Here is a 22,627-nt window from a genome sequence, read left to right on the forward strand (position 1 = left end):
GTGGGGGATGAATTGGCCAATCTGATGTTATTGTTGGCGGCGGCCATTTGGGGCTTTGGCTTTGTGGCGCAGCGATTGGGGATGGATTACCTCGAGCCTTTTGCATTCAATGGATTGCGTTTTGTGATTGGCGCGCTCAGTCTGCTGCCGCTGATTTGGTTTTTACGTGTCCGTGGCCGGATAAAAGGCATGGGCGATACTGGCTTCTGGCGCCGTGCGCTGGTGGGCTCACTCGGCTGCGGTGGGATTTTGTTTATCGCGGCATCCTTTCAGCAGGTGGGGCTGTTGCACACCACAGCTGCCAACGCGGGATTTATCACCGGGCTTTATATCGTGCTGGTGCCGGTGCTGGGGCTGGTGCTGAAACACAGCACAGGCGCCAATACCTGGCTTGGCTGCGCCGTTGCCGTGGTGGGCCTGTATTTTTTAAGCGTGGGCGATGATTTCAGCATTTCTTTTGGTGATGCGCTGCAGCTTGCCGGGGCGCTTTTTTGGGCGATGCATATTCTTGCGGTCGACCATTACGCCACCCGTATTGCCCCTGTGGTGCTCGCCTGCGGCCAGTTTCTGGTGTGCGCGCTGGCAAGCTTTGTGGTGTCGCTCGGGCTTGAAACCACCACCCTCGAAGGCGTAAAAGCGGCCTGGGGCGCGCTTGCTTACGCCGGATTGATTTCAGTTGGGGTTGCTTACACCCTGCAGGTGCTGGCGCAAAAGCATGCCCATCCCGCCCATGCGGCGATTATCTTAAGCCTCGAGACTGTGTTTGCCGCCATTGGCGGGGTGATGTTTCTGGATGAGAGCCTTGGCTCGCGGGCGCTGTTTGGCTGCGGCCTGATGCTGCTTGGTATGCTGATAAGCCAGGTGCCGCTGCGGTATCTGGTAAAATCCCGCCATCAAAAGCCTGCCTGAGGCTTTTCATGTGAGCAGTCTGAAAACACCGGCTTAAAAAGGGTGAAAAAGCAAAAAGCCTGATGCTATTCAGGCTTTTTTGTACCCGTTATTTCTGGCGCAGGGCGGCGGCCTGGGGCATCGGTTCAGGGCAGCGGCCTGGGCAGCAGTTCAGCGCTTAAGCCGGATCGGCAATCTGATCCAGCTGCACATCATCGCCGATAAGATAAAGTGACTCGGTCAGCAACGTGATTTTGCCAAGCTCCTCAAGCCCAAGCACAAAGTTGGCCCGAAACAGCGGCACCCCTGTGTGGCTTGCGCTTTCAAGCTGGCTGGAGAAATGTTCGATATTGATGCCAAGCGCATTGATTTTATTTGAAATATCAAGGACGAGACCCGGTCTGTCGTAGGCCACCAGGCTGTAGCTGCGCTTGAAGCTTGGCGCCTTGGCCGCCTGGGTGCTGGCGTGGGTGAGGGTAAGGCCGTCGATGCATTCAAGGTTGTCGAGCAGGTCGTCCCAGTTGGTGCTTGGGATCTCAAGCACCAGGATGGCGGCAAAGATGCCGTCGATATGGCGCAGCTCTGAATCCAGCCAGTTGCCACCGTGGCGACTCACCGCATGGGCAATTTGTTCCACCAATCCCGTTCTGTCCGGGGCCTGCAGGGTGATGAGGTATCTCAGCATCGCGCGCTTACTCCTTGTGTTTAAAGCGAAATGACCTTGACTATCTTTGTCTCTATTTGCGTCCTTGCGTAACACAAATGTCATATTGGCGTCATATAATGGCGCCATCCCAATTTGGGTTATCCCTTGGCTGAGGGCTAAACCGCTTGTTTGCAAGGCAGGTTACTTGTTAAACAGTTAATTGTTAGCACAGCCACCGGGGGATGCCCAGTGAAATGCGTACAAGCAAATCAATCAGAGGTTTTGAATGGATACTCAGGTCACTACGCCTGATTCGGCCGCCAGCATTCTGGCCGGTAAAGGCTCAGGTCGACGCTCTTTCAAGGACAAGGCGACCGCTGTCGGCGTGACTGTGGGCGGCATCATGGTATTCGTGGCGCTGCTGTTGATTTTTTTCTATCTGCTGTATGTGGTGAAGCCCATTTTTGACGGCGCCTCTGTGTCTGAGCGTGCGGCGGTTGCCTATGATGCAGCAAGCGCGCCTGCGCTGATGGTTGGCAGTGACGAGCAGAATGAGCTGATGTTCCGGGTCGGCAGCGACGGCAAGGTGCAGTTTTTCCGCCCAAACGGCGAGCTTGCCGATGAGTTTGTGCCAGCGCTTCCCGCAGGCGTTACCGTGGTGAGCGCCTCGGCCTCTGTGCCCCATGAGCAAACCTATGCCCTCGGCCTTTCAAACGGTGAGCTTGAGCTTTACCGGGTCGAGTTTGGCGTAACCTATCCCGGCAACGTGCGCACCATCACCCCAAAAGTGCGCAATCTTAACGGCGACAGCCGCTTGCTGGTGAATGAGTCCGGCGAGCCCATCAATGCCTTTACCTTTGGCCGCAGCAACAATGAGCTGTCGGTGGCATTCAAAGGTGCTGACGGTAAATGGCAGCTGACGAAACTTGAAGGCGTTGAAAACCTGCTCACCGAAGAAATTGAGTGGAGCCGCAGCGGCGCCCTGTTGCCGGATGCGCCGTCGAATGTACAAGAGCAACTCATGACCCCGGATCAGCGCCAGTTGATGCTGCGCTCGGGCAACAAGATTTTTGTCTACAACATCCGTAACGCCGAAGAGCCATCTTTGCTGCAGGTGATTGACGCTGGCCGCGCCAAGCGTCAGCTTAACGACTTTTCACTGCTGGCGGGAGCAAGCTCTTTGCTGCTGTCCTACGATAACGGCGATGTGGTGCAGTATTTTCAGGTCAATGGCGACAAGGGCCGCCTGTACCGTGAAATCCGTGATTTCAAAGGCCTTGGCCACATCGAGGCCATAGGCACTGAGTTTTATCGTAAAAGCTTTGCCACCGTCACCGACGATGGCCGCCTGACACTGTTGTACACCACCAGTGAGCGCGAGCTGTTAAGCGAACAATTTGATATTGCCAAGCCGCAGGCGCTGGGCTTCAGCCCACGCTCCAACGCGCTGGTGGTGGATGCCGGTCACAAGCTGCATCTCTTTGCAGTGGAAAACGATCATCCTGAAGTGAGCTGGAGCGCCCTGTGGCACAAGGTGTGGTACGAAGGCTACCCTGAGCCGCAGTTTGTGTGGCAGTCCACCTCAGGCTCCGATGACTTTGAGGCCAAACTGAGCCTGATGCCATTGGCATTCGGCACCATGAAGGCGGCGCTTTATGCCATGCTGTTTGCGGTGCCGCTGTCGATTGCCGGCGCCATTTATACCGCCTACTTTATGTCGCCCAAGGTGCGCAGTGTGGTTAAGCCCACCATCGAAATCATGGAAGCGTTGCCGACTGTTATTCTGGGTTTCCTTGCGGGTCTGTGGCTTGCGCCGCTGATTGAAGAGCACCTGCCCGGCATTCTGGTGATGCTGATTTTGCTGCCGGCCTCAATACTCTTAAGCGCCTATGGCTGGAGCAAGTTGCCGCTTGAGTGGAAACAGCGCCTGCCGGAAACCTATCAGGAGCTGATGCTGGTGCCTGTGCTGTGTCTGGTGGGCTATGCCTCTTTCGCCATCAGCCCGAGTATTGAAGTGATGTTTTTCCACGGCGATACCCGTCAGTTTATTACCAATGAACTTGGCATTACCTTCGATCAGCGTAACGCGCTGGTAGTGGGCATCGCTATGGGATTTGCGGTGATCCCGACCATCTTCTCCATCGCCGAAGACGCAATTTTCTCGGTGCCGCGTCACCTGTCAAACGGCAGCCTGGCGCTGGGGGCGACCCAGTGGCAAACCCTGACCCGGGTGGTACTTCTCACCGCAAGCCCCGGCATCTTCTCGGCCATCATGATGGGCCTTGGCCGCGCCGTGGGTGAAACCATGATTGTACTGATGGCCACCGGCAACACCGCCATCATGGAATGGAGCGTGTTTGAAGGCATGCGAACCCTGGCGGCGAACATCGCGGTGGAAATGCCTGAATCGGCCATCGGCAGCAGCCACTATAGGGTGCTGTTCCTCGCGGCGTTCGTACTCTTTATTTTCACCTTTATTTTCAACACGGTGGCGGAAGTTGTCCGTCAGCGTCTGCGTGAGCGTTACAGCTCGCTGTAAGCAGGGATTGGCCTTATGAAATGCTTGGAATTGAGTTGGGGACAGCATAATGGGTAAGTGGTTTAAGTCGGGTTCCCCCTGGATTTGGATGACCGGCGGCGCGGTAAGTTTAAGCCTGATAGCTGTGCTTGGTCTGCTGCTGCTGATTGCCTGGCGTGGTCTGTCGTTCTTTTGGCCCGCCGATATTTATGAGTGGAAACTGCGGGATGCCAAGGGCGTTGAGTCGACCCTGATTGGTGAAATCTACGACCGTGAGCAGGTGCCGAGCGAGCGGCTTATCACCGCTGGCGTTGAGTTCGCCGAGCCGCCCGGGGAGTTTGTCACCCGTTATCTGGTAAAAACCGGTAACCGTGAATTTGTGGGGCTGGATTTTCGCTGGGTGCTGGAAACGGACATAGTGTCGCGCAGCACGCCAGAAGGTATCGCCCTGATTGAGCGCAGTAAAAACGGTAACTTTTACGGCTACCCCGTGGCTGTGATTGAAAACGGCAAGCGCCTTGAACTTAGCGATGTGCAGCACTCCCTCGAGGAGCACATCGAGCGCGCAGTGGACATTGGCGACAAGGCCACGACGCTGCAAAAGCGTGATATCGGTGCCATCAACCACGAGCTGGAGCGTCTGCGTCTTAAAGAGCGCCGCGCCGAGCTTGACGGTGAGCTGACCGACAGCAAAAAGCACGAATTTGAGGCTGCTCGCGCCAAACTGCAAGCCGATTACCTGGTGCTGGAAAAAGAGCTGTTTTCCCTCAGGGATGACGCGGGCCGCGATAGCGTGATAGTGCGCGATATGCGCGGCGAAGAAGTGCAGCTTAAGCTCGACAGTGTGCTGGATGTTACCTACGCCAACCGTCTGGATTTTATCGGCAAAATTGGCCACTGGTTTGGCGGTGTGGCCAACTTTATCAGCGCCGATCCCCGCGAGGCCAACACCGAAGGCGGCGTGTTCCCGGCGATTTTCGGTACCGTGTTTATGGTGCTGCTGATGGCCATTATCGTGACGCCATTTGGGGTGATTGCGGCGATTTATCTGCACGAATATGCCAAAAAAGGCCCGCTGACCAAGATGATCCGCATCGCGGTAATTAACCTTGCCGGTGTGCCATCCATTGTTTACGGCGTGTTTGGTCTGGGCTTTTTTGTGTACATGCTTGGCGGCTCCATCGACCAGCTGTTCTACCCCGAGGCGTTGCCATCGCCAACCTTTGGCTCACCCGGGGTGATTTGGTCAGCGCTGACCCTTGCCATCCTGACGCTGCCGGTGGTGATTGTTTCTACCGAAGAGGGGCTTTCGCGTATTCCAAGCGCCGTGCGTCAGGGCAGTCTGGCCCTTGGTGCCACCAAGGCCGAAACCCTGTGGCGGATTGTTATTCCTATGGCGAGCCCTGCGATTATGACAGGTCTGATTTTGGCCGTGGCCCGCGCCGCCGGCGAAGTGGCGCCACTGATGCTGGTGGGGGTGGTGAAGCTTGCCCCGACCCTGCCGGTCGATATGAACTTTCCCTTTGTGCACCTGGACCGTAAGTTCATGCACCTGGGTTTTCATATTTACGATGTGGGCTTCCAGAGCCCCAACGTGGAAGCGGCGCGGCCTCTGGTGTACGCCACGTCCTTCCTGCTGGTGTCTGTGATTGTGGCGCTTAACCTGACCGCCATCAGTGTACGTAACCACCTGCGTGAAAAATATCGCTCCCTTGAGCATTGATAATCCGGCGATAATCCTGAAAATTGGTACAGAAGATGATTTCGATAGACAGTTCAGTAATGAAAACCGAAGCCCTGGATCTGGAAAATTTGCCTGCGTCGGAAACGGCTCTGGAGATCCACAACCTGAATTTGCACTACGGCAATAAGCAGGCGCTGTTCAATGTGTCGATGAAAATCCCGAAAAAGCGCGTCACTGCGTTTATCGGCCCCAGCGGCTGCGGTAAATCGACCCTGCTGCGCTGCATCAACCGCATGAACGACCTGGTGGATAACTGCAAGATCAGCGGCGAAATCCGCCTGCACGGCCAGAATATCTACGACAAGGCCGTGGACGTGGCGGCGCTTCGCCGTAATGTCGGCATGGTGTTCCAGCGCCCCAATCCGTTCCCCAAATCCATTTACGAAAACGTGGTGTATGGCCTGCGTCTGCAGGGCCTTAACAACCGCCGCGAGCTGGACGAAGCCTGCGAGCGCTCGCTTCGCGGCGCTGCCATTTGGGATGAGGTAAAAGACCGGCTGCACGACAACGCCTTTGGTCTGTCCGGTGGTCAGCAGCAGCGTCTGGTGATTGCCCGCGCGATTGCCATCGAGCCTGAAGTGCTGCTGCTCGATGAACCGACCTCGGCGCTTGACCCTATCTCGACCCTGACCATCGAGGAGCTCATCACCGAGCTTAAGACCAAGTACACTGTGGTGATTGTGACCCACAACATGCAGCAGGCCGCGCGGGTATCGGATCAGACCGCTTTTATGTACATGGGCGAGCTGGTGGAATACGCCGACACCAACACCATTTTCACCACCCCAACCCAGCGCAAGACCGAAGACTACATCACTGGTCGTTACGGCTAACAGCAAGAGGCTTTTGAATTCTCATGGATAAACTGAGTACCAACCGACACATTTCCGGCCAGTTCAATGCCGAGCTTGAGGATATCCGTAACCGCGTTTTGGCCATGGGTGGCCTGGTGGAGCGTCAGCTGGAGCAGGCACTGGATGCCCTCGGCGCACTGGATGCCGAACTTGCCAAACGGGTGATAGACGGCGACCACAAGGTTAACGGCATGGAAGTGGCTATTGATGAAGAGTGCACCCGCATTATCGCCAAGCGTCAACCGGCGGCGAGCGACCTGCGCCTGATTATTGCTATCTCCAAGACCATTGCCGACCTTGAGCGCATCGGTGACGCCTGCGTACGTATCGCCAAGGCCGCCCTTGAGAAGCGCAACAATAACCAGCAGCCACTGCTGGTGAGCATCGAGTCCATGGGCCGCCATGCCACGCGTATGCTGCACTCGACTCTGGATGCGCTGGCGCGGATGGATGTGGAATCGGCCCTTGAACTGCACCGCGAAGATGCGCGTCTCGATAAAGAATATGAAGGCATTATCCGCCAGCTGATGACGTACATGATGGAAGACCCGCGCTCTATCCCCGGCGTGCTCGATGTGCTCTGGGCCGCCCGCGCCGTGGAGCGGGTAGGGGATCGCTGCAAAAACATTTGTGAGTACATCATTTACTACGTGAAGGGTAAAGATGTGCGCCATACCTCCTATGAGGACATGGAAAAGGACATCCACCGCTGAGGTGAGCGATTTACCAAAAGCCGGCCGGGTTCGCCCCGACCGGCTTTTTTATTGGTGTTGGCCAGTTTATCGCTAACAGCCGTGTCGATAAGCGCTGCGCATTCACGCCAACGGCTGTGCTACTATAGTGCGACTTTTTACCCGCCCGCGCGGCATCAATATTGAGGATTGCATGAAGACCACCCTGACCCGAGGCCTGATGAATGTGCTGCCAATGGCTCTTAGCCTGTGGCTGTTCTGGTCGCTGTTTGTGTCGCTTGATGAGCTGGGGGTGCTGCTGCTTGAACTCATAGGTCAGCCACGGCTTTTTGTCGGTGAAGGCTTTTTGCTGGTGATTGCGCTGGTATTTGCGGCGGGGCTGTTGTTCTCGGTCAGTCCAATCTTGTGGCTGTGGGGCAAAATCGAGCGCGCGCTGATGCGCTTTCCGCTGTTCAAATCCGTTTATGGCAGTATTCGCGATATCGCTTCTTTGATGAACCGCGACGGTAAGCCCAAGGATCAACAGGTGGTGCTGGTCAAACAGGCCAACGGCGGCTTTGTGGTGGGCTTTATTATGACCGACAAGGCGCCTGCGCCGCTCGCCGATGCCCTTGGCGAAGGAGACTGGGTGCCCGTGCTGTTTCAGCTTTCATATCAAATGGCCGGTGTCACTACCCTGGTGCGTCGTGAAGATCTTATTCCGGTCAACTGGAGCTTTGAAGAAGCGATGCGCTTTAACCTCACCGCCGGTTTGTCCAAATCCTGATAAAGCTTCGCTGACTGAGAAAATGCCTCAGTGAGCCAGTGTTTAACGAGTTAGCGTTTAACGAGTTAGCGTTTGGCGCCTCCCGCAATGTGGTTTGCATCCATTGCAAACCACGCCTGCGGTTAGCTTTTTGATGCAGGATTTCTCGCCGCGGCATAGCGGGGAAGCTCATCGGCAATTTCCAGCCAGGGCCGGCGGGATGCGGTGTGAATATGGTATTTCGGCGCTATCTCATTGCCATTGTCGCCGTCGCTTTTGCTGGGCTCGTCCAGAGTGCAGATGCTTAATGTCAGAAAGTCCGGATACGCCGTGCTGCGGTAACTTATGCTGCAGCCGCAGTTTGAGCAAAAGCCGCGGCGAATGCTGGCCGACGAGGCGTATTCGGCCGGCATTTCCCCAAGCCAGTGCACCTGAGCGGCGTTAAAATCCATCCAGGCAGCAACCGGCGCGCCGGTGGTTTTCTGGCAATCCAGGCAATGGCAATAGTCGGCATCAAAGGGCTCGCCCTCAATCCGGTAACGGATACGGCCGCAGTGGCAGCCGCCTTGTCTGCTGGTCATGCTTTATCCTCCGTGGCGCGAATCTTTTAATGCTGACAGCGCCTAACTGCTTGATTAGCTCTTAGCACTCAGATCGCGGTGCAGTATGGCTATCCATTTTTTCTCATCGATGAAATTCCAGCTCCAGCTTTGGTATTTTTCACCAAGACCTTCGGCCTGCATCTGCTCGAGGCTTTTGCCGCTGGCAATCGCCGCTTTTGCCCAAGTGATGCTGTCATCGAGCATCTGTTTGAATTTCAGTAAATCGGCGCGGTTTGCGAGGCTGCCGTGGCCGGGGATGACCTTGTCATCGTAACTGATAAGGGAAAGTGCGCGCTCGACATTGTCACGGTAGCCGATGACAGAGCCGCCGCCATCGAGATCTATGTAGGGAAAGCGGTCTTTAAAAAACAAATCCCCCATGTGCACCACGCCGGAGCGCTCGAAAATAACCAGACTGTCGCCGTCGGTGTGACCTGGGCCAAGGTGCATGACTTTAAGGGTCTCGCCGTTAAAGCGGATGTTTATCCCGGCATCAAAGGTGACAACCGGCAGCGCGCCCTCGGGCGTTTTGCCATCGGTGGCGAGCCGCTTTAATACATTATCGTGGGCAAGTATGGTGCCGTGTTTACCAAAATGGTCGTTGCCGCCGGTGTGATCGCCATGGTAGTGGGTGTTGATGATAAAGCGTGGCATGGCGGATTTTTGCGCGCCGGGCGTAGCCTTGAGAGCGGCGGCAATTTTATCGGCCAGCGGCGCAAACTGGTCATCGATAATGAGAATACCGTCATCGCCACTGCTGACACCTATGTTGCCGCCGGCACCTTCGAGCAGCCATACGCTTGGCGCAAGTTGGGTTGGGGTTATTTCAACCTTGGCAAACCTGTCTTCCTCGGCGGTTAGCGGCAGTGACAGCAAGAGGCTCAAAAGGAGCGTGGCATGTTTTGCTTTCATCGGGCAGTCCTCGGTTTTGATTGTTCTGATTGGCATGGCTGATTCAGCGCCTGAGTGGCAGGTCTGGGTTTAGGATAACGCGGTCTGGGCGCTTGTCGTTCGGATAAAGAGTTAACGTTCGGTTAACATAAATCGAATTGACTCAGCGCGGCAATAAAAAAGACCGCCGGCGGCGGTCTTTTTGTCGGTTATCAAACAGCTTGGTCGGTTATCAAACAGCTAGGTTTGCCATTAACGACCTTTGCTGTTTCAGGGCATTGCCCATGCAAGCCGCCTGTTTGCCAGCTGGCTATTTGTTGGCAAGCCAGGGCAGCAGGCGATTGGCACGCTTGTCGGCCATCCACAGCCCCTGGGCTGAGCGGTGGCGCAGCCGATAGAACGCCTGATAGCAAAGCGGCACCAGATACAAACTGGTCACGGTGGAGAAACTGAGCCCGCCTATGATGGCAATGGCCATCGGGTAGTAGGGCGGTCCGCCGCCACCGATTTGGGTGTCGCCCATGGCAAGCGGCACCAAACCCAGCACTGTGGTGCCCACTGTCATCAGCACGGGGCGAAGGCGCGTAATACAGACTGAGTGAATGGTGGCGGACAGAGCATCCAATTCCGGTGTCATCTGGTTGATTTGGTCAACCAGCACTATGCCGTTATTCACCACAATCCCCATCAAAATCAGGATGCCAATCATGGCCATCACCCCGTTTGGCGTGCCGGTAATCCACAGTGCCCAGAACACCCCTGTGATGGAAAACAGGATAGAGGTGATGATGGCTGAGGGCAGCAGCAGCGACTCAAACAGCGCCGCCATGACGATATAAATCATCGCCACCGCCAGCAGCATGTTAACGACCATGATTTTCTGATCTTCATCCTGACGTTCAAAACCGCCGCGCAGCGAATAACCATAGCCGGGCGGGAAGTTAACGCTGTTCATCGCCTGGGTGATTTTTTCCTGCGCCTCTTCGGTGGTGATGCCTTCGATATTGGTACCGATAGACAGCGCGGTTTTGCGGTTATAGTGCTTGATGGTGTCAAAGCGCGGCACAATTTCGATATCGGCGAGACTTGAGAGGCTGAAGACTCTGTCATCGACGCGCATCACCGGCAGTTGCTTAAGCTGCTCAAGTGACTGTTGCCATGACTTGTCGTACCCAAGCTCAATGCGGATTTCGCCGCTGGGATCGTGACGAAAGCTTCGGAGCATCTGTCCGCGCAGCGCCGTGGCAATCGCGCGGGCAACTTCACCGGCCTGGGTGTTAAGCCTTGCCGCCATATCGCGGTCAACCCGCACCAACACTTCTTGCTGGGCGCCATTGAGCTCGGAATTGACATCTTCCAGCCCCTCGATGGACGACAGCAGCGGGATCACTGATTCACTGATGTGGATAAGCTCAGCAGTGGAGCTGCCGGTCAGTGTGACCCGCACGCCCTGACGTTCATCCCCCCAGCCCAGTTGCGGCTTGGCGATGGAAAACTTGGGGAAGCCTTCACGTATGGTCTTTTTCAGTGCATCGAGGTCAAATTCCACGTCTTTTTTGAACAGCACTGTGGAGCTTGCCCGCTCAGGGTTGTAGTAGCTGTAGACAGAGTCGATATAAAACTCGTCTTTGTGGGCGTAGAGATAAGCCTCCATTTCGGCGACGACGGCCTCGGTCACCCCAAGGGCATGGCGTCCTTCAATCTGATAATTGATAAAGAGTCGCTGCTTGCTGGCGCCATCTTCCTGATCTTCTTTAACCATACTCAGCGGCAGGGCGGTGGAGGCGAGCATCAGTATCGCAATCCCGGTACTGATTTTGGGATGGTGCAATACCCAGCCAAGGGAGCGCTCGTAAAAGTCCTGCAGCCTGGATTTTTCCACCTTGTCTTCATGGTGAATATGAATACGGGTCAGCATCAGCGGAATGAGGGTTTTGGCAACCAGAAGCGAGGCGCCCAGCGAGATACAAATCGCAATCGCCACGTGCTCAAGGAAGATGGTCAGCTGCACCTTGGCGCCAAAGATGTTCGGGAAAAACACTATGGCTGTGGTGAGCGTACCGGCAAGCACCGCCAGCGCCACTTTATCGACACCGGCAAGCACCGCGGTCTCTTTGCTTTCGTGGGCTTCCTTTTGCTTTTCCTGCAGCACGCTTTCGGTGACTACCACGGCGTTGTCAATCAGCATACCGACGGCCAGCAGCAGCCCCATCATCGACAGGATATTGAGGCTGTAACCCAGCAGGTACATGCCGGCGAGTGTCATACAGATGGAAATCGGCACCGACGACACGACTATCAGTGTCATGCCCATGTTGCGAAGGAAAAGGTACAGCACCGCAAAGGAGAGCGCGGCGCCTATGATGCCGGACATCATCAGATCCCAGAGCGACGACTTCACGCCTTCGGCCTGATTTTCCATGATAAACATCTTGATACCGCTGAACTGCTTATCGGATTTTACCGCCTCAATGACTTTCATTACCCGGTCGGACACTTCCACCAGGTTGGCGCCTGACTCTTTAAACACATCAAGCCCGACCGCGTAGCGCTGATCCAGATGGCGGCCTTCGGTGCGCTCCGGCAGCTCGTATTGCACAGTGGCAATATCCCCAAGGCGAACGCCAAGGCTAAGGACGATGGCTTCGATATCTTCAAGGGTTCGGAACTCGCCCTTGGGGGATAACTGGTACACAGTGCCGCTTTGGCGCAGCGATCCACCCGAAAGGACAAAGTTTTCGGCCTGCAGTCGTTTGGTCAGCTGAGCGCTGGATAAGCCTGAGGCCGCCAGGCGGTCAGCATCGACGCGGATGCTGATTTGCTTTTGCTCAACGCCATACAGGGTGACCTTGGAGACCCCTTCAACCCGCTCAAGTGGTTGCCTGAGCTGTTTTTCCAGCAAATCGTAGGCGCCCGAAAGCTCGCGGTCACTGGAAATCCGCAGGTTAAAAATCGGCATGTCCGAGGTGGAAAACTGCAGAATAAACACCCGCTCCACATCTTTTGGCAGCAAATGGCGCACCGCATCGACTTTTTCCCGCGCTTCCAGCGCCTTGGCCGCAACGCTCTCGCCCCATTTCATGTCAAGTTCGATGGTGGCGCCGTCCTGGCTGGACTCTGAACTCATCTCATCGATGCCGCTCATGGTCGCAAGCGATTCTTCCAGCACGCGGGTAATGTCACGCTCCACTTCGGCCGGGGTAGAGCCCTTGTAAGGCACCTGCACCACAACCTGCGGAATATCAATGCCGGGAAAAAGTTCAAGCGGCAGAAGCCTTGCTGACACCAGGCCAAACAGCAGGATGGCGACAAACGCCATCACTGTGGTCACCGGGCGGCGCACGGCAAGTTTGGTCATGTTCATGATGCTGCTCCCTCATCAAGCGCAGGCTTGGCGACAAACTCCTTGCGGTCAAACAGGGCGTACAGCACCGGAATAAGCAGCAAAGTAAGGGCTGTAGACAGGCTCAGACCAAAAATTACCGTGATGGCCATGGGCGCGCGCACTTCGCTGCCATCGCCAATGCCGATGGCCATGGGCAACAGACCAAGCACTGTGGTGAGCGTGGTCATCATGATGGGGCGAAGCCGCGACTTGGCTGCATCGGTAATGGCCGCGATTTTATCCATGCCTTCGGCCCGCAGCTGGTTAATGCGGTCAATCAGCACGATGGCGTTATTCACCACAATACCGGCGAGCATGATAAGGCCGATAAACACCACCACAGATACGTGGGTGCCGGTAAGGTACAGGCCAAACACGCTGCCGCTGACCGCCATTGGCACTGAAAACAGGATAAGCAGTGGGTGCAGGAACGACTCGAACTGACTCGCCATCACCAAATACACCAGGAACACGGCAAGCACCAACGCAATCTGCAGCGACTGGAACGAGTGCTCCATCTCTTCATTCTGGCCACCAAACTCAGCCTGAACTGACGCTGGCAGCGCCTGTTTGCCAAGGATAGTGCGCGCTTCGGCCACGGCTTCGGCAAGGTCGCCGTAGGCGAGGTTGGCTGACACTATGGCGACGCGCTGCTGGCTGATGCGGTTGATGGCCGAGGGGCCAAGCTCCAGTTTCACTTCGGCAACGGCCGAGAGCGGAATTTGGTTTTCGGCATCGGGATTGACGATGAGGTTGGCTATATCGCTGATTTCATCTCGCTCGCCTTCTTCGGCGCGCACCAGAATATCGATTTTACGGTCGCGCAGGCTGTATTTGCTGGCCACGGTGCCGCCAATCCGCTGCGCGATGCGGTTAGCCACTGTGGGCGCATCCAGCCCCAATGCCGCCAGACGATTGGTGTCGAAGTGGATGGCAATCTCGGGCTGGCCGTCACGCAGACTGGTGTTGATGTCGGTGAAACGGTCGGACTCATCGAGGGCTTTCACCAGACTGTCGGCGCTTTGTTTAAGCTGACCAAGCTCATAGCCGCGAAGCTCAATTTCAAGCGGGGTGCGGAATGAAAAGAGCTCAGGGAATTTGACCTTGGCTTCCAGCTCCGGCACGCGGCGGACCTGCTCACGCAGCACAGCGCTGACCTCTTCAAAGGCGCCGTGGTCGGCAAGCACCACCTGCAGGCGGCCCCAGTTTTCACCGCCGCGGCTCACATCCGAGGTCATAAGGCCGCCACTGCCCGCCTGACTGTAGGCATGTTTCACCGCCGGCATGTCTTTGATGGACAGTGCAAGATACTGCAGCACCCGGTCGGTTTCACTCACTTCGGTGCCGGGTGGCAGCAGCACTTCAACGTAAAACTCGCCCTGATCCATGGCAGGAATAAGCTCCATGCCGAGGCGTGGCAGCAGCAAGCCGGCACTGGCGGTAAGGCCAATGGCGATGGCAAGCGTCAGGGCGCGGGCCTTGAGTGCAGCGCCAAGCAGCGGGTAATACAGGTTTTCGACGCCGCGGTAACCCAGATTAAACAGTGATGACAGCGGGCGCATAATAAGCCCGGCAAGCCAGGAAAAGAGCCTGGACAGGCTGAGCACTGCGGTCAGCAGCATGGCGGGCAGCCACTTAAACATTACCACAAAGGGGAAGCTGAACACAGTGGCGCCATAGCGCTTGAACTTGCCCATTTTGCCTTCGGGCTTGGCCTTGGGGGCTTTATCCAAAAGGGGAGGCAGCGCCTTAAAGCCTTCGCGGGAGGCCAGCATCGGAATGGAGGTCAGCGCCACCAGTAATGAGGCCAGCAGGGCAAAGGTCACGGTCAGCGCCTGATCGGAGAAGAGGGCGCCGGCAATACCATCCACAAACACCAGCGGCACAAATACCGCAAGGGTAGTGAGAGTTGAGGCAAAAATCGCGCCGCTGACTTCCTGGGTGCCCTTGATGGCGGCATCCATGCGGCTAAGCCCCTGTTTGCGGTATCTGTCGATGTTCTCAAGCACCACAATGGCGTTGTCCACCAACAAGCCCACCGCCAGCGCTATGCCGCCAAGGGACATGATGTTGAGGCTGATGTCGGCGAAATACATCATGTTGAAGGTGGCAATCACCGAAAACGGGATGGAGATGGAGATAATCAGCGTTGGGATGATGTCACGCAGGAAGAGGTAAATCACCAGCATGGCAAGCACAGAGCCAATCAGCGCCGAGGAGGTGACTTCACTCACCGCGCTTTCAATAAACTCGGACTGGTCGTAGATGATTTCCATCTTTGCCAGCGGATTTTTACCGTTGATGCGCTCAATGTCCTGCTTAAGCTTTTTCGCCACTGTCACAGTGTTGGCATCACCTTCTTTATAGATGGCAAGCTCAATCGACTCGCGCTCACCAATGCGGGTGATGTCGCTGCGCTCTTTGTGACCATCGATGATGGTGGCGACTTCAAAGAGGCGCACCAGACTTTGGCCATTTTTGTACACAACGACCTGACCCAGCTCTTCGAGGGAGTTGAACTGGTTTAGGGTGCGTACCAGATACTCTTTATCGCCCTGAACCACCTTACCGGCGGAGATATTGAGGTTTTCTTCGGCAATGCGGCTACGGATTTGCTCGGCGCTCAAATCAAGCTGGGCCAGGCGCTCCTGATTAATCAGGATTTGCACTTCCTGCACAAGACCGCCGGACAGGCGTACGGCGGCAACCCCGGGCAGGCCCTCGAGCTGGCGCTTAAGTTCTTCATCGGCGTAGGTGCGCAGCTGCTTTAAGTCGTTGCCGCTGGCGTTATCCACCGACAGTGCAACGCGCATGATGGGGTCGAGATTGGGGTTAAAGCGCAGCAGTAGCGGCTTTTGTACGTCCAGCGGCAGGGTGATGATGTCGAGCTTTTCACGCACCTCAAGGCTTGCCATGTCCATGTCGGTGCCCCATTCGAACTCGAGGATAACATCGGACATGCCGGAGCGGGACACTGAGCTGATTTTACGAAGCCCTTTAACCACGCCGACAGATTCTTCAATGGGCTTGGAGATAAGCTGCTCTACCTCAACCGGCGCTGCGCCGTCATACAGGGTACGAATGGTGACTGTGGGGTAGCTTAAGTCCGGCAGCAGCATCACCGCCAGCCTGGAAAAGCCCACCATGCCAAAAAGGATCACCGCCAGCATAAACATCCACACGGTGACCGGCCGTTTAACGGAAGTCGAAATAACAGACATGATCCGCTCCTTATTGCTTGGCTGAAGCGACGTTAAGCGGATTAATGACTTCTACCGTGGACTGATCTTTCAGGTTTTGCTGACCGCGGATCACCAGCTGTTCGCCGGGATTGAGGCCTGCCACCACTTCCACCATGCTGCCTTCGCGGTAGCCAAGCTGCACTTCACGGCGCTCGGCCTGAGCTTCTTTGATAACGTACAGGGTCTGTTTGTTGTCCTGATTGATAACCGCATTGTAAGGCACAGTTATCACGTTCTCGTGGGTGTCGTATTTAAGCTCGACCCGGGTGAACATGCCGGCCTTGAGGCTGCCCTGTTGGTTGGGCACTTTGAGGGTCACTTTAAAGGTGCCGCTTTTGGCATCGACCACCGGGCTTATGCGCAGCACTTCGGCGCTGGTGGCACGGGTTTTATCGTTGCTGGCATAAAGGTCGGCATGCTGGCCAAGACGTAAGCTCGCGAGCTGCTGCTCGGGCAGGTGCACTATGCCGTGCAGCTCGTCCTGATTGACCACATAAAACAGCTCTTCAAATTCCTTGGCCATGTTACCGGCCTTGACGTTGCGATTGGCGACCACGCCATCGACCGGTGACACGATACGGCTTTCTTTGACCTGCAGCTGCGCCAGATCGCGACGGGCAATAGCGGCCTGCAGGTTATATTCGAGTTTGGCAATCGAGTCGGCGCTGACAAACTCCTTGTTCTTCATCTTTTTCACCCGCTGCAGCTCCTGCTCGATGATGAGCACTTCGGCTTCAGAGCGGTCGAGATCGTACTGCTGACGTTTGGCATCAATCACCGCAAGCAGCTGCCCCTTCTTGACCCTATCGCCTTCCTCGACGTGAATGGATTCAATCAGACCGGCGATGCGGGTGACCACATGGGCTTCAACCGGCGCTTCGAGGGTAGCGGTGGTGGAGTAAAATGAGGACACATTGCCCTGCACCACAAACTGGGTTTCTACAGGAATTGCGAATTTCTCTTCTTCTTTCTTGGCTTCTTCCTTGCCACAGGCGGTAAGTACTGCAACGAAAAGCAGGGGCAGGGCGAGTTTGAATGTATTTTTGGCTTCCATGGTTCTACCTGTAGAGTGTTCTGTATTGGTTGTCGCAAAGCAGTAACTGTGCCAAGTGAGAAAAGTCCTTATTTATTATTGTGATAATCGAATTTTGGCGGACTTGCGGCACGGTTGCACCTGTTAAATAGTGGTGAGATTGTTTACCAAGTGGTGAGAAATACTAAAGCTTGTTAACAGCGTAACTTCAAGAAAGGAATTGCAACAAAAGATGATGCTGACTGCGCCGTGGGCGCAACAAAAAAGCGCCCGGAGGCGCTTTTTAAGAGGGGGTATCGGGATTAGCCGATTAACGCTTGTCGATGCTGACGAAATCGCGGCTTTTCTCGCCGGTGTACAGCTGACGTGGACGGCTGATCTTGTGACCTGGCTGATCCAGCATTTCTTTCCAGTGAGAGATCCAGCCAACGGTGCGGGCCAGAGCAAAAATCACGGTGAACATGCTGGTTGGAATGCCGATGGCCTTCATGATGATACCTGAGTAGAAGTCCACGTTCGGGTAGAGCTTCTTGGAGATAAAGTATTCATCGTTCAGAGCAATGCGCTCAAGCTCCATGGCAACGTCCAGCAGCGGGTCGTTTACCTTAAGCTCGCTCAGCACTTCGTGACAGGTTTCACGCATTACCTTGGCACGTGGGTCAAAGTTTTTGTACACGCGGTGACCGAAGCCCATCAGACGGAACGAATCATTCTTGTCTTTGGCGCGTTCGATAAACTCAGGAATACGATCCACAGTACCGATTTCTTCCAGCATACGCAGACAGGCTTCGTTGGCACCGCCGTGGGCAGGACCCCACAGAGACGCAATACCGGCCGCGATACAGGCGAATGGGTTGGCACCGGAGGAGCCGGCCAGACGCACAGTAGAAGTAGAGGCATTCTGTTCGTGGTCAGCGTGCAGGATGAAGATTCTGTCCATAGCACGCTCGATGATTGGGTTTACCTTGTACTCTTCGCAAGGTACGGCAAACATCATCGACAGGAAGTTACCGGCATAGCTCAAATCGTTACGTGGGTAAACGAATGGCTGACCGATGGAATACTTGTAGCACATGGCTGCCAGCGTCGGCATCTTGGATACCAGACGATAGGCGGCGATTTCACGGTGGCGTGCGTCGTTTACATCCAGAGAATCCTGGTAGAACGCAGACAGAGCACCGGTTACACCGCAGAGCATGGCCATTGGGTGAGCATCGCGGCGGAAACCGCGGAAGAAGAAGGCCAGCTGCTCATGCACCATGGTGTGTGCTTTAACTGTGCTCATAAACTCGTCAAATTGAGTTTTGGTTGGCAATTCGCCGTAGAGCAGGGCATAGCACAGCTCAAGATAGCTGGATTCTACCGCCAGCTGTTCGATAGGGTAGCCGCGGTGCAGCAAAATCCCCTGGTCGCCGTCAATATAGGTAATTGCTGATTCACAGGACGCTGTAGCCAGAAACCCCGGGTCAAAGGTGAAATACCCTTTACTGCCCAGTTTGCTGATGTCGATAACATCAAAGCCTTCAGTTCCCTGCTTTACAGGCAGTTCAATCGCGTCGTTCCCTGGTAATTCCAATTTGGCTTTCAAATCAGCCATACCCCGTTCTCCTTACTTCATTCTTGTGGTGAGTGCGGCATGTCAAACGGCCACTACTTTACAGGCAATCAAGATCACATTTCAATTTAAATAAGCGTTTAAATTCCTTAGACCATGGTATAGGTCTGACCAATTTCCCTGTTAAGACTAGTACTTACTCTACAAAATCGCCAAAAATACTAAATATGCATAATGTGACGTTTGTATTTGACTTTTGCGGCGAGTATACTTGCTGCGGCTCGAAAGGGCTGATTACAGAAGGCTTTAGACACCTTTTCTTTACATGAAAACGCGCTGCCTGAAGCAGCCCTCTGTAGACTATCGTTTTTCTTTTGTGACAACTGGCATCATGAGCCAGCTCATGGTTCAAAGTTTGACCAGAAGCGGTTCGCATAACAATAAAATGCTCAATGGAGCTGAGTGAGCAGAACGTGAAAAAGCAAAGACCTGTCCATTTAGATCTGCAAACCATCCGCTTTCCTGCTACAGCGAAAGTGTCCATTCTTCATCGCGTCTCCGGTGTGATCATGCTGTTTGCCATGGGTATCCTGATTTGGTTGCTCCATGGTTCTCTGGCATCCGCTGAGAGCTTCCAAGGCGTACAGGCCCTGTTCGACAACTTCCTGGTGAAGTTTGTTGTTTGGGGGATCCTGACTGCACTGGGTTATCACCTGCTGGGCGGCATCCGTCACCTGGTAATGGATACCGGTCGCTGGGAAGAACTGGGCTCGGGTAACGCGTCAGCCAAAGCTGTATTTGTGCTGGCAATTGCCTTCTCTATCGTTGCGGGGATCTGGGTATGGTAACCAATGCAGCAAGTTTTGGACGCAGCGGTGTCCACGACTTTATCCTTCTTCGTGCCAGTGCAGTGATTCTGGCCTGCTACACCATCTTCTTGGTGAGCTTTATTGCACTGAGCGCTCCTCTGACTTATGAAATCTGGCACGGCCTGTTCAGCGCCCTGCCGATGAAAGTCTTTACGCTGCTGACGCTGATTGCGTTGCTGATCCACGCCTGGATCGGCAGCTGGCAAGTGTTGACTGACTATGTCAAGAACACTGCGCTGCGTGGCGTATTACAGTTTACTTTTGTCGTGACTGCCTTTGCGTATCTGGCAGCCGGCATTGTGATTGTGTGGGGTGTTTAAGTGAGTATTCCAGTTCGCGAGTTTGATGCGGTCGTGATTGGTGCCGGCGGTGCCGGTATGCGCGCTGCACTGCAGATTTCCAAAGAAGGCAAGAGCTGCGCGCTCTTGTCAAAAGTATTCCCAACCCGTTCACACACTGTGTCTGCCCAGGGCGGTATCACAGTAGCGCTGGGCAACGCCCACGAAGACAACTGGGAATACCACATGTACGATACCGTTAAAGGTTCCGATTTTATCGGTGACCAGGACGCTATCGAATACATGTGCCAAACCGGTCCTGAAGCCATTATCGAGCTGGAGCATATGGGTCTGCCATTCTCCCGTTTCGAAGACGGCAAGATTTACCAGCGTCCTTTCGGCGGTCAGTCCAAAAACTTCGGTGGTGAGCAGGCTGCTCGTACCGCAGCGGCTGCCGACCGAACCGGCCACGCCCTGCTGCACTGTCTGTATCAGCAGAACGTGAAGAACAAGACTCAGGTTTTCTCTGAGTGGTACGCCCTGGATCTGGTGAAGAACGCTGACGGCGCTATCGTAGGCTGTACTGCCATCGATATCGAATCCGGTGAAATCGTTTACTTCAAAGCCAAGGCCACTGTGCTCGCCACTGGCGGCGCCGGTCGTATCTTCGCTTCTACCACCAACGCACACATCAACACCGGTGACGGTGTGGGTATGGCCTACCGTGCTGGCGTGCAGCTGCAAGACATGGAAATGTGGCAGTTCCACCCAACCGGTATTGCCGGTGCCGGTGTACTGGTAACCGAAGGTTGCCGTGGTGAAGGCGGATACCTGCTCAACAAAGACGGTGAGCGCTTCATGGAGCGTTACGCACCAAACGCCAAGGACCTTGCGTCCCGCGACGTGGTTGCCCGTTCTATGATGACCGAAATCCGTGAAGGCCGTGGCTGTGATGGTCCAATGGGTCCGCACATCAAGCTTAAGCTTGACCACCTGGGTAAAGAAACCCTGGAAGCGCGTTTGCCAGGCGTGTGTGAACTGTCCCGTACCTTCGCTCACATCGATCCGGCCGATGGCCCAATCCCTGTGATCCCAACCTGTCACTATATGATGGGTGGTCTGCCAACCAAGATCTCCGGTCAGGTTATCCGTAAGAACGAAGACGGCAGCGAAACCGATGTAGTCGGTCTGTTCGCTGTGGGCGAAATCGCCTGCGTATCTGTTCACGGTGCCAACCGTCTGGGCGGCAACTCGCTGCTCGACCTGGTGGTGTTTGGCCGTGCTGCTGGTCAGCACCTGGGCAAAGCCCTGGACGAAACTGCCGATCCGAAAGCCGCTACCGAGTCTGACATCGAGCAGTCTCTGGCCCGTCTGAACCGTTGGGAAAACAACAAAAACGGTGAAGATCCAGCGCAAATCCGTAAAGACCTGCAAATGTGTATGCAGCTTAACTTCTCCGTGTTCCGTACCGGTGAAGCCATGGCCGAAGGCCTTGAGCAGCTGCAAGCCATCCGTAAGCGTCTGGAAAATGCCAAGCTGTCTGACAACTCCAAAGAGTTCAACACTCAGCGTATCGAGTGTCTGGAGCTGGACAACCTGATGGCTACCGCTATCGCTACTGCTTACGCCGCTAACTTCCGTACTGAGAGCCGTGGTGCTCACAGCCGTGAAGACTTCACTGAGCGTGATGACGACAACTGGCTGTGCCACAGCCTGTTTGACCCACTGACTGAAGCGATGAGCAAGCGTGAAGTCAACATGTCGCCTAAGACCCGTGAAGCCTTCCCGCCGAAGAAGCGTACCTACTAAGGAGTTGCGAAGATGAAATTGGCGTTTTCAGTTTATCGTTACAATCCTGACGTAGACACCAAGCCACGTATGCAGGATTACAGCTTCGAAGTGCCTGATGGCTCTGACATGATGGTGCTTGATGCGCTGTTGAAGCTGAAAGAAATCGATCCGACGCTGTCGTTCCGCCGCTCTTGCCGTGAAGGCGTGTGTGGCTCTGACGGTATGAACATGAACGGTAAAAACGGTCTGGCCTGTATCACACCGGTTTCTACCTTCAAAGGCAAAACGATTGAAATCCGCCCACTGCCCGGCATGCCCGTGGTACGTGACCTGGTGGTCGATCTGAGCCAGTTCTACAAGCAGTACGAAAAAATCAAGCCATACCTCATCAACGATGAGAAGAAGCCTGCCCGTGAACACCTGCAGAGCCCAGAGGAGCGCGCGCACCTCGATGGTCTGTACGAGTGCATCATGTGCGCCTGCTGCTCAACTGCCTGTCCTTCGTTCTGGTGGAACCCAGACAAGTTCGTTGGCCCAAGTGGTCTGCTGCACGCGTATCGCTTCCTTATCGACAGCCGTGATACCGCGACTGAAGAACGTCTGGCTGAGCTTGATGATGCCTACAGCGTATTCCGCTGCCACGGCATCATGAACTGCGTCGATGTATGTCCAAAAGGGCTGAACCCGACCAAGGCGATTGGACACATCAAGTCCATGCTGCTGAAGCGGGCAGTCTGATGCAAGACAATGAGCTAACGATAATAATGATATAGCTCTTCGAGAGTCACTGTCTCCTTTGGGGATGGTGGCTCTTTTGTGTGTAAAGGAACTACCGGAACAGCCGTAACATTGGACCTTCGGGGCGGCGCTTGGCATACCTTGTATGCCACCCTG

The 22,627-nt window shown here is 55.2% G+C and carries 17 protein-coding genes; 10 read left to right on the top strand and 7 right to left on the bottom strand.

The features are described from left to right. The first annotated feature begins 24 nt into the window (after nucleotides 1–24). Nucleotides 25–909 (top strand): DMT family transporter, encoded by an 885-nt coding sequence (locus tag KJI95_RS10735; RefSeq protein WP_214507243.1) that lies wholly within the window; start codon nucleotides 25–27, stop codon nucleotides 907–909. Nucleotides 910–1,066: 157 nt separating this feature from the next. Here the strand turns inward: KJI95_RS10735 and KJI95_RS10740 are convergent, their stop codons facing one another. Beyond that, the gene (locus KJI95_RS10740; protein WP_214507185.1) at nucleotides 1,067–1,573 is read right to left on the bottom strand and encodes a glycine cleavage system transcriptional repressor; all 507 of its coding nucleotides are present in this window, start codon (nucleotides 1,571–1,573) and stop codon (nucleotides 1,067–1,069) included. A 247-nt stretch (nucleotides 1,574–1,820) separates the two neighbouring features. Between KJI95_RS10740 and KJI95_RS10745 the strand changes: the two genes are divergently transcribed. The 5 genes from KJI95_RS10745 (at nucleotide 1,821) to KJI95_RS10765 (ending at nucleotide 8,108) form a co-directional block, all read left to right on the top strand. Then, complete coding sequence (locus tag KJI95_RS10745; RefSeq protein WP_214507186.1) at nucleotides 1,821–4,073, top strand: ABC transporter permease subunit; 2,253 nt, start codon at nucleotides 1,821–1,823, stop codon at nucleotides 4,071–4,073. Between the two features lie 49 nt (nucleotides 4,074–4,122). Then, complete coding sequence (gene pstA, locus KJI95_RS10750) at nucleotides 4,123–5,775, top strand: phosphate ABC transporter permease PstA (protein ID WP_214507187.1); 1,653 nt, start codon at nucleotides 4,123–4,125, stop codon at nucleotides 5,773–5,775. Nucleotides 5,776–5,810: 35 nt separating this feature from the next. Then, the gene (gene pstB, locus KJI95_RS10755; protein ID WP_214507188.1) at nucleotides 5,811–6,629 is read left to right on the top strand and encodes a phosphate ABC transporter ATP-binding protein PstB; all 819 of its coding nucleotides are present in this window, start codon (nucleotides 5,811–5,813) and stop codon (nucleotides 6,627–6,629) included. A 23-nt stretch (nucleotides 6,630–6,652) separates the two neighbouring features. Then, a complete protein-coding gene (phoU, locus tag KJI95_RS10760) occupies nucleotides 6,653–7,363 on the top strand; it encodes a phosphate signaling complex protein PhoU (protein ID WP_214507189.1) in 711 nt (236 codons plus the stop codon). A gap of 172 nt (nucleotides 7,364–7,535) precedes the next feature. Next, nucleotides 7,536–8,108 (top strand): DUF502 domain-containing protein, encoded by a 573-nt coding sequence (locus KJI95_RS10765; RefSeq protein ID WP_214507190.1) that lies wholly within the window; start codon nucleotides 7,536–7,538, stop codon nucleotides 8,106–8,108. A 122-nt stretch (nucleotides 8,109–8,230) separates the two neighbouring features. Here the strand turns inward: KJI95_RS10765 and KJI95_RS10770 are convergent, their stop codons facing one another. The 6 genes from KJI95_RS10770 to KJI95_RS10795 all read right to left on the bottom strand — a co-directional run bounded on the left by KJI95_RS10770 (nucleotide 8,231) and on the right by KJI95_RS10795 (nucleotide 18,837). Beyond that, nucleotides 8,231–8,668, bottom strand: a complete 438-nt coding sequence (locus tag KJI95_RS10770) for a GFA family protein (protein ID WP_214507191.1) — start codon at nucleotides 8,666–8,668, stop codon at nucleotides 8,231–8,233. A gap of 54 nt (nucleotides 8,669–8,722) precedes the next feature. After that, nucleotides 8,723–9,601, bottom strand: coding sequence for an MBL fold metallo-hydrolase (locus KJI95_RS10775; RefSeq protein WP_214507192.1), 879 nt, complete (start codon nucleotides 9,599–9,601; stop codon nucleotides 8,723–8,725). Between the two features lie 289 nt (nucleotides 9,602–9,890). After that, a complete protein-coding gene (locus KJI95_RS10780) occupies nucleotides 9,891–12,944 on the bottom strand; it encodes an efflux RND transporter permease subunit (protein WP_214507193.1) in 3,054 nt (1,017 codons plus the stop codon). After that, nucleotides 12,941–16,186, bottom strand: coding sequence for an efflux RND transporter permease subunit (locus KJI95_RS10785; RefSeq protein ID WP_214507194.1), 3,246 nt, complete (start codon nucleotides 16,184–16,186; stop codon nucleotides 12,941–12,943). The genes KJI95_RS10780 and KJI95_RS10785 overlap by 4 nt, the downstream gene beginning before the upstream one ends. 10 nt (nucleotides 16,187–16,196) lie before the next feature. Then, entirely contained in the window at nucleotides 16,197–17,261 is a 1,065-nt protein-coding gene (locus KJI95_RS10790) for an efflux RND transporter periplasmic adaptor subunit (protein WP_214507195.1), read from the bottom strand. Between the two features lie 289 nt (nucleotides 17,262–17,550). Further along, nucleotides 17,551–18,837: a citrate synthase gene (locus KJI95_RS10795; protein WP_214507196.1), complete on the bottom strand. Its 1,287-nt coding sequence runs from the start codon at nucleotides 18,835–18,837 to the stop codon at nucleotides 17,551–17,553. A gap of 410 nt (nucleotides 18,838–19,247) precedes the next feature. Here KJI95_RS10795 and sdhC point away from each other — a divergent pair, with 410 nt between their 5' ends. From sdhC to KJI95_RS10815, 4 genes are read left to right on the top strand one after another with little or no spacing between them, the layout of a single operon-like run. Further along, nucleotides 19,248–19,643, top strand: coding sequence for a succinate dehydrogenase, cytochrome b556 subunit (sdhC, locus tag KJI95_RS10800; protein WP_214507197.1), 396 nt, complete (start codon nucleotides 19,248–19,250; stop codon nucleotides 19,641–19,643). After that, nucleotides 19,637–19,984: a succinate dehydrogenase, hydrophobic membrane anchor protein gene (gene sdhD, locus KJI95_RS10805; RefSeq protein WP_214507198.1), complete on the top strand. Its 348-nt coding sequence runs from the start codon at nucleotides 19,637–19,639 to the stop codon at nucleotides 19,982–19,984. The genes sdhC and sdhD overlap by 7 nt, the downstream gene beginning before the upstream one ends. After that, on the top strand, nucleotides 19,985–21,751 hold the full coding sequence (gene sdhA, locus KJI95_RS10810) for a succinate dehydrogenase flavoprotein subunit (protein WP_214507199.1): 1,767 nt from the start codon (nucleotides 19,985–19,987) through the stop codon (nucleotides 21,749–21,751). It abuts the gene before it with no gap. Between the two features lie 12 nt (nucleotides 21,752–21,763). Next, nucleotides 21,764–22,471, top strand: coding sequence for a succinate dehydrogenase iron-sulfur subunit (locus KJI95_RS10815; RefSeq protein ID WP_214507200.1), 708 nt, complete (start codon nucleotides 21,764–21,766; stop codon nucleotides 22,469–22,471). The last annotated feature ends 156 nt before the right edge of the window (nucleotides 22,472–22,627 follow it).

It is taken from the genome of Shewanella jiangmenensis, assembly GCF_018596335.1.
Classification (GTDB): domain Bacteria; phylum Pseudomonadota; class Gammaproteobacteria; order Enterobacterales; family Shewanellaceae; genus Shewanella; species Shewanella jiangmenensis.